This window comes from Gilliamella sp. wkB18 (genome assembly GCF_001690875.1).
In the GTDB taxonomy this organism is placed as follows: Bacteria; Pseudomonadota; Gammaproteobacteria; order Enterobacterales; family Orbaceae; genus Gilliamella; species Gilliamella apicola_A.
On the sequence record NZ_LZHM01000044.1, the window covers coordinates 56,316 to 67,286 of the forward strand.

Below are 10,971 nucleotides of genomic sequence, written 5' to 3' on the forward strand. Positions count from 1 at the left end.
TATAATTGTAGCATAATATTCATTATTAAGGCAGAACAAAACTATTTTTATTTCTATTTATTCAGCGTGATTAAATAGATTATTTTCAATCAATTGACATAAACAGTTTAAAATCATAGCATGCATTTCATAAGCCATGACTTTTTTATAAGATGGAATTCTAATTTCGATATCATTTTGTCCCAATAAACCAATAACTTCACCACCATCAAATGCTGTTAATGCAACAATTTTCATATCTTTAATTACCGCTTCTTGAACAGCGCGGATAATTGCTCGGCTTTTACCTTGGCAAGTTGCTACAATTAAAATATCACCTTGTTGACCTAATGCCTGAATTTGGCGGGCATAAATTTCTTCATGATTAACAATGGCACTTAATAAAACGTTATCAGATACTAATGCTAAAGCAGGAATACTTGGTCTTTCTATAGCAATGCTAGTAATCAATCGTGAAGTAAAACTTTGCACATTAGCAGCAGAAGAACCATTACCACAGCTCATAATTTTATTGCCACTAAGCAAACCTTCAACAATAATTTTAGCGGCTTTTTCAATTGAGAATCCCAATGATTCAGCCATCACAATTTGTGTTTGTATACTTTCTGTAAAGTAATTTTTAATTAAATCTTGCACGTTTTCACCTAAAAAAATATTAAAACGCATTGATAATCCATTGTTGGTTTTTACCAGTAATGGCAAAAACATCAAATCTAAACTCTGTTTCTTCAATATTTAAATTTTGTGCTACCATCCAAAGTTGAGCCGCTTGTTTAATTTTGGTCTGTTTACTGAGTGTTACAGTCATTTCTGCATGACCAAAATTAGCATTTTTCCGATAACGCACTTCAATGAAGACCAAACATTTTTTATCTTGCATGATTAGATCAAGCTCACCATAGCGATATTGACTATTTTTTGCAATAAGTTTAAGTCCTTGCTTAATTAAGTACTGGCAAGCAATATTTTCATAATGCTCACCAATTTGTTTTTTATTCATTCTTCGAATTAGACTTAGCTGAACCGTATGTATATTGCTGCCAAGATAATGCACGTGTTACTTCGCAAAGATTATTTGTTGATAGCTTACCTGTCAGACCATCTAAGAAATTAGGTTCATAAGAATCTAATTGATTAAAACGGTTAGCAAGTCGCCAAGCATCAACTCCCATAGCATAAAAACGCATTAATGAATAATCTTTTTGTATATTATCTGGAATATCAATGGGAAAATTTAGCTGATTTATGATTAAAGGAATTTCTGCATAGTCGGTTTGATTCATGTCATAATAAAAATCATCAGATGCATTGGCAACATGGCTTTTAGAGCTTGAATAGAGTGCAATCTCAGAAGATGATGAGTTGCCAATAGGTTTGTTTGCCCCCATATCAAGCATAGGTTTGATAAGCATTAATTCATCATACGAAGAATATATATATACAGCATCAAATTCGTCTGATTCCCCTTCTGGTACTACAGACGTTTCATTAAGGATAATAGGGTTGCCAAGAAGTTTGATACCTATATTGTGATTCATGTCAGCACTTAATGCTTTAGCATTACCAAAATATTGCACATATGTTTGTGAACTATTCGCTGATACTTGAGACCATTGTTCTGCAAAACTTTGAGCAACTCGTTGACCTAATTCGCTATGGGGAACTAATAATAAAGGTCTTAATTTATTTTGTGCATAAATATGATTCGCAGCATCTCTAGCTTCATCTTCTGGAGATAGTGCAAAGTAGCATATTTTATTAGAGTTGCTTGTACTTTTATCAACTTTATTTAGAGCCAAAATGGGAGTACTTAAAGCTAATTGTTTAATTTTTGTAACATCGCTTTTTAGCAAAGGGCCAACAATTAATTCAACATTTTGTTCTTGAGCTTGCTGAATAAGGGCATCAATAGAAGCGCTAGTAGTATCCAATACAATAACATTTTGTTGAGGCTCTTTTGGATAAATCTTTATTGCATCTAAATATCCCTGACGAATAATTTCACCAAATATACTAGAAGAACCTTTTAGCGGTAATAATAATGCAACTTTTTTTGCATTTACATCAACGGAAAGCGTTTGCTCTCCTGTTAATACTGGTAATATACCTTTAGCTGGATGGTCTGAATACCGTATAGCCCAATCTTGAATAGCTCTTTTTAATGAATCTTTTTGTTGCTGAAATTTTGCTTCCATCGTTTCAGCGGTATCATCTTCTTGTACTTGAGATATTTTACTATTATTTTGATAAACATAACTTAACTCAATCCAACCTTGTAAAGTTGTTTCACTTTCAAGAATTGTTATCTGATGGATTTGTTGAGCTTGTAATTTACTAAAGAAATCCCATGTACTATTGAGTATTTGTTTTTTCTGATTTTTAGATGCATATTTTTCTAGTTCAACGTAATCATGAGATTGAGCATTTAAGTTTTCATTTTTGTTATCTATTGATAATTTGATTGTGTAATAACGATATAGTTGAGATGGGTTTAAATCTTCAATAGATAATTGATTAATTTTAAATGATTTTCCTTTTTTTATAGCAAGTTCACCTTGTGATAGTAATTTTTCATTTAACTGCTCTACATTTAGATCAGAAGGTAATTTAGATAATAATGTATTTGCCTGGGAAAGCTTATTTTCTTTAATCAAGGCACGAATAGCTAATAATTGCCAATTTATTTTTGCCGTTCCTGAACTAGATTCAACTTGTAAAAGATAGTATTTCGAATCTTTACTATCATCAAAATCAGAAAATTTATTTGAAAAAGTTCCAGTACATCCTACTAAAAGTGTAAATAATGCCAATATTAACATGGCATAAATGGAGCATTTTAAATTCATACCTATTTCTCTTGTAAATTGTTATCCCCAAATTCGTTGAACATGAACCGTGACTTCTTCCCGATCATGATAAAGCTGCTTAGCTTGAATTTGAACGTTAATATGTTTGTTATTTAATTTTTCATTAAGCAATTGTAGATTTTGTTTTACTTCCTCATAACGTTTTTTCATCGGAAGTTTAAGATTAAAAATAGCCTCTCTACACCAACCACTAATAAGCCATTTAGTAATTAATTCCGTCACTTTAGATGGTTTTTCAACCATATCACAAACCAACCAGTAAATATTATGTTTTTTGGGTTCAAATTTGAAGCCATCTTCACGATAATGTTTGACTTGTCCCGTCTCCATTAATTTCGAATTCATTGTGCCATTATCAATAGCATAAACTATCATGCTACGTTTAACTAGTTGATATGTCCAACCTCCAGGAGAAGCCCCCAAGTCAACTGCATTTAACCCACTTTTTAGTCGCTCATCCCATTCCTCATAGGGAATGAAGATATGAAAAGCTTCTTCCAGTTTTAAAGTAGAACGGCTTGGTGCATCATTTGGAAACCTTAGTCTAGGTATTCCCATATAAAATGGGGAGTTATTTTGATTATAAGAATAACCAACATAACAACTATTGTTATTAATAAAAAACAGATGGATAACTGGTTTTGATACGTCGTGAATTTTTGATAAAATTTGTTTATTTCGTAATGCCTGACGAAGTGGGACAGTAAACTTACGACAAAATCCAGTCAATTCTTTACCTTCATTAGTATCGGGGATCTCGACTCTCAAATCACCTGCTTTATCAATACACCCCGTTAGAACATCAATTATAGGGGAAATACGATCTTTTGTTGGCAAATTAGCAAGCATATCGCCTACTATAAACATTTGTCGTGCAAAAATGAGTGTTCGAAAAGCTAATTCTTTTATTAATATTTGAGCATCTTCGCTTTGATAACATTCAAAAATAGCATACCCTTCATTGTCTTTGACTTTGGCAAATCCAAATATATTTTTTTGCGCAGCTCTATCTGTAATCTCTGCTGCGCATTCTTTTTCAAATCCAGAACGACAATATAAAATAATTTTGTTTAACTTTTGCATAATTGTTTTTTGATTATTTCTCCAATACTATAAAAGATATCTATACTAATCAGACTGTACGTTATCTGTATATAAAGGAGCCTCACCTTTTGGGCGAGTTTTGAATCGTCGGTGTAACCACATGTATTGTTCAGGAGCTCTTAAAATTTCGTTTTCAATTGCTTTATTCATAAATGTTGCAGCAAGTATATCATCGTCAACTGGATAGCCCTTGAGCTCAGATGTAACATAAACAGTATAACATCGATTTTTCTCGCGCTTAGGTGTAAAAGGAATAATTGCAGGCTGTCCAAGTTTAACTAATATCCGAGTACCAACAGTTGTTGCAGCTTTTTCTACTGAAAATAGAGGTGCAAATACACTATTTTTGGGACCATAATCATGATCCGGTGCATACCAAAGTAATTCACCATCTTTTAATGCTCGAATCATACCTTTTGTATTATAACGATCAATCATGTATTTATTTGATTTTAAACGCCCTTTAAGCTGTATGTAATCCATGACAGGATTATCGTTAGGTCTGTAAACACCAACTCCAGGATGACTCATTCCCAAAATTCGAGCACCTAACTCTAGGGTTAAAAAATGTATACCAATAAGTAATACGCCTTGCCCTGATTGTTGTATTTGTGTAATGTGAGAATCACCAACAATAGAGGAAATTTTGGCAAGTCTCCTATCTGACCAAAACCAAGCCATACCCGTTTCAAATATTGCTAACCCAGTCGATATAAAGTTTTCACGCAATAGCCGTTCAAGTTCTTGTTGTGTTTTTTCGGGAAAACAAAGTTTCAGATTTTGCCTTGCAGTTTCCTTGCGTTTACCAATTAATTTCATTGAAAATAATCCTAAACCTTTTCCTAAGTAATAAATAATCGGATATGGTAATAAAACAATTAGATATAAAATACCGATGCAAAACCACGTTATCCAATAACGTGGATGCAATAAACGTTTAGTAAATTCTGGTTGAATTCCCTGATGTTGACTCATATTAAGTTTAATCATTTATTTAAACAAAGTTAGTTATTATATGCCATTCTGTTATTAATCCACAGAAAAAATAGAACCAATCGTTCTAGGAGTTTTGACGATTTTCTGCAATTAATATAATGGTTAAAATAAAGAAAATAAAAGTTTATTGAATTAGCTCTCATTATTTCTCTATTTTTTTAATGTTAAATAGCAACAGGTGCTTTAATTGCAGGATAAGGATCATAGTTAATAATATCAAAATCCTCAAATTTATAATCAAATATAGTAGGAGGTTTACGTCTAATCACCAATTTTGGTAATTTTCTTGGTTTACGACCTAATTGTAATTGTGCTTGTTCCATATGATTAGAATAAAGATGGGTATCCCCTCCAGTCCAAACAAAATCCCCGACGTCTAAATCACACTGTTGTGCAATCATATGAACCAACAATGAATAGCTAGCAATATTGAATGGTAATCCTAAAAAAACATCACATGAACGCTGGTAAAGTTGACAAGACAACTTACCTCCTGCGACATAAAATTGGAAAAATGCATGGCATGGAGCTAATGCCATTTGCTCGAGCTCTCCAACATTCCAAGCAGAAACAATTATACGTCGAGAATTAGGATCATTTTTAATTTGTGAAATCAATTGCGATATTTGATCGATTTGGCGACCATCACTAGCCCCCCATGCACGCCATTGTTTACCATAAATTGGGCCTAAATCACCATTTTCATCAGCCCATTCATCCCAGATGGTTACTTTATTATCTTGTAAATATTTAATATTGGTATCGCCTTTTAAGAACCACAATAACTCGTGAATAATTGAGCGCAAATGACATTTTTTTGTTGTGACTAACGGAAAACCATCTTGTAAATTAAATCGCATTTGGTGACCAAAAATAGATAACGTTCCAGTACCCGTCCGATCTAACTTAGGTATACCTTCATCTAAAATTTTTTTCATTAATACTAAATATTGTTTCATCGTGTTTTTGCCTTATTATTAAATCTATACGCAAATAAAAGAATTAAAATACCACCAATAATCATTGGTAGACATAATATTTGTCCCATACTGATAATATTTAAAAATAAGCCTAACTGCTCATCTGGTTGTCGAAAAAATTCTATAACAAATCTAAATAAACCATAGCAAAATAAAAATACCCCAGATACAGCACCAGTAGGTCTTGGTTTTCGAATAAAAATATTTAAAATAATAAACAGTACTATTCCTTCAAATACCATTTCATAAATTTGCGACGGGTGCCTAGGTAAAATGCCATTTAGCTTTGAATAAAGCGAAAACCATTCAGGGTGAGATTGTACAAATTTAAAATCAGCATAAGAAGAAGTAGGAAATAGCATACCAATAGGCAAGTTAGTTACTCTTCCCCAAAGCTCTCCATTAATAAAATTACCAAATCTTCCAAACATCAATCCAATAGGTACAAGAGGAGCAACAAAATCTCCCACTTGCATAAAAGTTTTGTTTGCCTTTTTAGCAAAAATAGCAATAACAAAAATTGCCCCAATCAAACCACCATGAAAGGACATGCCTCCTTCCCAGACTTTAAATAACACTATAGGGTTTTTAATAAAAGTAGCGAAATTGTAAAAAAATACATACCCCAATCTTCCTCCAATAAAAAGGCCTAAAAACCCCCAAAATAATAAATTTTCTACCTGTTGCAATGTCCATTGATTATTTGATTTGTCCACTCGACGCTTAGCCAAGTAAAATGCGCCAAGCACACCAAACAAATACATTGCACCGTACCAATGAAGTGATATTGGGCCAATTGAAAAGACAATTGGATCAAAATTAGGAAATTTTAAATATTGATTCATTTTTTTATACGCTTTTTATTTTTACGTTTATGAACAAAGGAATTAAATCGTTTCTTTTTAGAATTATTTATTGATGAAATCTCTATTTCAGACTGTATCGAAAAAACAAACAATGAGAATTCTTTCATTGCTTTTCTATATACATCACGCTTAAAAGCTATAACTTGTCGTATAGGATACCAATAATTTACCCATTTCCAATCATCAAATTCAGGATTTGGGGACATGTTAAGGTTAATTACCGATGTGTCAGAGATTAGTTGTAATAAAAACCACTTCTGCTTTTGTCCGATACATACAGGTTGATTTTCCCATCTTATCATTCGTTTAGGTAATTTATAACGCAACCAACCATTAGTAACAGATAAAATTTTTACATCTTTTGGTAATAACCCTACTTCTTCATTTAGTTCACGAAACATTGCCTGCTCAGGAGTTTCGTTTTGTTTTATTCCGCCCTGAGGAAATTGCCAAGAATTTTGCCCAAAACGACGGGCCCAAAGTACTTGGCCATGCTGGTTACAAATAACTATTCCTACATTTGGACGGTAGCCATCATTGTCGATCACTGACTACCTCAAAAATCTATTTTTATATGACTAAATTGTTTCATACATACAAGAATAAATAAATAGTAAAATGATATTAATCGAATAAATATGCTAATAAATAAGTTATTTTTTATACCCCTTAAATATTATGATTATTATTTATTCACATTCCAAGCGTATTTATTCTTTTATATAGCAAGGCTTGTTCTAAAGATAATTAATAGACATAAAAAAGCCCAGCATCTCTGCTGGGCTCTCTATAATTTAAAAAGTCTGGCGGCACCCTACTCTCACATGGGTAATACCCACACTACCATCGGCACTACGGCGTTTCACTTCTGAGTTCGGCATGGGGTCAGGTGGGACCACCGCGCTATTACCGCCAGACATATTCTTTTCTCTTCTACAATCAGTGCTCATTATCTCATAATAACACCAATCTCTCAATTCGGAACAAACCACTCAATCAACATTTAATCCAATTTCGATGACTTAGTCATCAAACGCTTCTCTTCACGTAATCACAAAACAACTCCGAGTTGTAAGGTTAAGACTCTCGGTTCATTAGTATCAGTTAGCTCAATGTATCACTACACTTACACACCTGACCTATCTACGTCTTAGTCTCAAACGAACCTTACTGAATCTCTTCAGGGAAAACTCATCTTAAGGCTAGTTTCGTGCTTAGATGCTTTCAGCACTTATCTATTCCGCACGTAGCTACCGGGCAATGCAATTGGCATCACAACCCGAACACCAGCGGTGCGTTCACTTCGGTCCTCTCGTACTAGAAGCAAACCCTCTCAATTTTCCTACGCCCATGGCAGATAGGGACCGAACTGTCTCACGACGTTCTAAACCCAGCTCGCGTACCACTTTAAACGGCGAACAGCCGTACCCTTGGGACCTACTTCAGCCCCAGGATGTGATGAGCCGACATCGAGGTGCCAAACACCGCCGTCGATATGAACTCTTGGGCGGTATCAGCCTGTTATCCCCGGAGTACCTTTTATCCGTTGAGCGATGGCCCTTCCATTCAGAACCACCGGATCACTATGACCTACTTTCGTACCTGCTCGAGCCGTCACTCTCGCAGTCAAGCTAGCTTTTGCCATTGCACTAACCTCCTGATGTCCGACCAGGATTAGCTAACCTTCGTGCTCCTCCGTTACTCTTTGGGAGGAGACCGCCCCAGTCAAACTACCCACCAGACAGTGTCCCTTACCTCGATTCAGAAGTATAGGTTAGAACATCAAACATTAAAGGGTGGTATTTCAAGGTCGACTCCACACACACTGGCGTGCATGCTTCTTTGCCTCCCACCTATCCTACACATTAAGGCTCAATGTTCACTGTCAAGCTATAGTAAAGGTTCACGGGGTCTTTCCGTCTTGCCACGGGTACACCGCATCTTCACGGCAAATTCAATTTCACTGAGTCTCGGGTGGAGACAGCCTGGCCATCATTACGCCATTCGTGCAGGTCGGAACTTACCCGACAAGGAATTTCGCTACCTTAGGACCGTTATAGTTACGGCCGCCGTTTACTGGGGCTTCGATCAGGAGCTTCTGCATTCGCATAACCCCATCAATTAACCTTCCAGCACCGGGCAGGCGTCACACCGTATACGTCCACTTTCGTGTTTGCACAGTGCTGTGTTTTTATTAAACAGTTGCAGCCAGCTGGTATCTTCGACTGATTTCACCTACATCCGCGTGGGAGTTCAATTACCATCAGCGTGCCTTCTCCCGAAGTTACGGCACCATTTTGCCTAGTTCCTTCACCCGAGTTCTCTCAAGCGCCTGAGTATTCTCTACCTGACCACCTGTGTCGGTTTCGGGTACGATTAACTATAACCTGAAGCTTAGAGGATTTTCCTGGAAGCTTGGCATCAATTACTTCACTACCTTAGTAGCTCGTCATCACGCCTCAGGGTCTCAGTGACCGGATTTGCCTAATCACACCCCTACACGCTTAAACCACCATCCAACAGGTGGATAACCTAGCCTTCTTCGTCCCCCCATCGCAGTTATAGCCAGTACGGGAATATTAACCCGTTTCCCATCAGATACGCCCTTCGGCCTCTCCTTAGGGGTCGACTCACCCTGCCCCGATTAACGTTGGACAGGAACCCTTGGTCTTCCGGCGAGCGGGCTTTTCACCCGCTTTATCGTTACTTATGTCAGCATTCGCACTTCTGATACCTCCAGCATGCCTCACAACATACCTTCTACGGCTTACAGAACGCTCCCCTACCCAATGCACTTACGTGCACTGCCGCAGCTTCGGTGCATAGTTTTAGCCCCGTTACATCTTCCGCGCAGGCCGACTCGACTAGTGAGCTATTACGCTTTCTTTAAATGATGGCTGCTTCTAAGCCAACATCCTAGCTGTCTAAGCCTTCCCACTTCGTTTCCCACTTAACTATGACTTTGGGACCTTAGCTGGCGGTCTGGGTTGTTTCCCTCTTCACGACGAACGTTAGCACCCGCCGTGTGTCTCCCATGATTAAACTTGTCAGTATTCGGAGTTTGCATCGGGTTGGTAAGCCGGGATGGCCCCCTAGCCGAAACAGTGCTCTACCCCCAACAGTTACTCATGAGGCGCTACCTAAATAGCTTTCGGGGAGAACCAGCTATCTCCCGGTTTGATTGGCCTTTCACCCCCAGCCACAGGTCATCCGCTAATTTTTCAACATTAGTCGGTTCGGTCCTCCAGTTAGTGTTAACCAACCTTCAACCTGCCCATGGCTAGATCACCGGGTTTCGGGTCTATACCCTGCAACTTAACGCACAGTTAATACTCGGTTTCCCTTCGGCTCCCCTATTCGGTTAACCTTGCTACAGAATATAAGTCGCTGACCCATTATACAAAAGGTACGCAGTCACACATATCTAATGATACATGCTCCCACTGATTGTACGTACACGGTTTCAGGGTCTATTTCACTCCCCTCCCGGGGTTCTTTTCGCCTTTCCCTCACGGTACTGGTTCACTATCGGTCAATCAGGAGTATTTAGCCTTGGAGGATGGTCCCCCCTTCTTCAGACAGGATATCACGTGTCCCGCCCTACTCTATAAGCTTCCACATAATATACTTTCGTGTACGGGACTTTCACCCTCTATAGTGCGACTTTCCTGAACGCTTCCACTAATATACTATGCTACCCGCTTGGGCTCCTCCCCTTTCGCTCGCCGCTACTCAGGGAATCTCGGTTGATTTCTTTTCCTCGGGGTACTTAGATGTTTCAGTTCTCCCGGTTCGCCTCATCTGACTATGGATTCATCAGACAATAATGTAGTTACCTACATTGGGTTTCCCCATTCGGACATCAACGGCTATAACGCTTTTTATCAGCTCACCGTCGCTTTTCGCAGATTAACACGTCCTTCTTCGCCTCTGATTGCCTAGGCATCCACCGTGTACGCTTAATTTCTTAACCTTACAACTCACAGTTGTCTTGGTTAATTACGCTTTCTTCTCTTTTCGCTTTCAGTCACCTATATTTACATATCGATTCCTCCAGCAAAACGAGAACTCGTTTCTTTCAGCTTGTTCCTTATTGTTAAAGAGCTTTATCTTTCTATTCACTTAATAACTAAATTAAGTAAACACAAAAATAATTTT

The 10,971-nt window shown here is 37.3% G+C and carries 8 protein-coding genes and 2 rRNA genes; all 10 read right to left on the minus strand.

The features are described from left to right. Positions 1-57: 57 nt before the first annotated feature. Complete coding sequence (locus tag A9G48_RS04565) at positions 58-636, minus strand: SIS domain-containing protein (protein ID WP_034947085.1); 579 nt, start codon at positions 634-636, stop codon at positions 58-60. A 19-nt stretch (positions 637-655) separates the two neighbouring features. Continuing rightward, the gene (locus A9G48_RS04570) at positions 656-1,000 is read right to left on the minus strand and encodes a YraN family protein (RefSeq protein ID WP_034946966.1); all 345 of its coding nucleotides are present in this window, start codon (positions 998-1,000) and stop codon (positions 656-658) included. Beyond that, positions 993-2,846: a penicillin-binding protein activator gene (locus A9G48_RS04575; RefSeq protein ID WP_065575823.1), complete on the minus strand. Its 1,854-nt coding sequence runs from the start codon at positions 2,844-2,846 to the stop codon at positions 993-995. The genes A9G48_RS04570 and A9G48_RS04575 overlap by 8 nt, the downstream gene beginning before the upstream one ends. Positions 2,847-2,867: 21 nt before the next feature. Further along, positions 2,868-3,950 (minus strand): 23S rRNA (cytidine(2498)-2'-O)-methyltransferase RlmM, encoded by a 1,083-nt coding sequence (gene rlmM, locus A9G48_RS04580; RefSeq protein WP_034946972.1) that lies wholly within the window; start codon positions 3,948-3,950, stop codon positions 2,868-2,870. Positions 3,951-3,995: 45 nt separating this feature from the next. After that, positions 3,996-4,946 (minus strand): LpxL/LpxP family Kdo(2)-lipid IV(A) lauroyl/palmitoleoyl acyltransferase, encoded by a 951-nt coding sequence (lpxL, locus tag A9G48_RS04585; protein WP_034947088.1) that lies wholly within the window; start codon positions 4,944-4,946, stop codon positions 3,996-3,998. A gap of 185 nt (positions 4,947-5,131) precedes the next feature. Beyond that, the gene (gene thyA / locus A9G48_RS04590) at positions 5,132-5,926 is read right to left on the minus strand and encodes a thymidylate synthase (protein WP_034946975.1); all 795 of its coding nucleotides are present in this window, start codon (positions 5,924-5,926) and stop codon (positions 5,132-5,134) included. Then, positions 5,923-6,792, minus strand: a complete 870-nt coding sequence (lgt, locus tag A9G48_RS04595; protein ID WP_034946978.1) for a prolipoprotein diacylglyceryl transferase — start codon at positions 6,790-6,792, stop codon at positions 5,923-5,925. Before lgt ends, thyA begins: the two co-directional genes overlap by 4 nt. Beyond that, complete coding sequence (gene rppH / locus A9G48_RS04600; RefSeq protein WP_034946981.1) at positions 6,789-7,361, minus strand: RNA pyrophosphohydrolase; 573 nt, start codon at positions 7,359-7,361, stop codon at positions 6,789-6,791. The genes lgt and rppH overlap by 4 nt, the downstream gene beginning before the upstream one ends. A gap of 253 nt (positions 7,362-7,614) precedes the next feature. Continuing rightward, a 5S ribosomal RNA gene (gene rrf, locus A9G48_RS04605) occupies positions 7,615-7,730 on the minus strand. Between the two features lie 156 nt (positions 7,731-7,886). Beyond that, a 23S ribosomal RNA gene (locus A9G48_RS04610) occupies positions 7,887-10,786 on the minus strand. Positions 10,787-10,971: the final 185 nt, after the last annotated feature.

What these genes read in the sequence shown, in the direction of transcription:
- lpxL (WP_034947088.1), bottom strand. Translation starts at nt 4,946, where the DNA reads ATGAGTCAACATCAGGGAATTCAACCAGAATTTACTAAACGTTTATTG.
- A9G48_RS04570 (WP_034946966.1), bottom strand. Translation starts at nt 1,000, where the DNA reads ATGAATAAAAAACAAATTGGTGAGCATTATGAAAATATTGCTTGCCAG.
- A9G48_RS04575 (WP_065575823.1), bottom strand. Translation starts at nt 2,846, where the DNA reads ATGAATTTAAAATGCTCCATTTATGCCATGTTAATATTGGCATTATTT.
- lgt (WP_034946978.1), bottom strand. Translation starts at nt 6,792, where the DNA reads ATGAATCAATATTTAAAATTTCCTAATTTTGATCCAATTGTCTTTTCA.
- thyA (WP_034946975.1), bottom strand. Translation starts at nt 5,926, where the DNA reads ATGAAACAATATTTAGTATTAATGAAAAAAATTTTAGATGAAGGTATA.
- rlmM (WP_034946972.1), bottom strand. Translation starts at nt 3,950, where the DNA reads ATGCAAAAGTTAAACAAAATTATTTTATATTGTCGTTCTGGATTTGAA.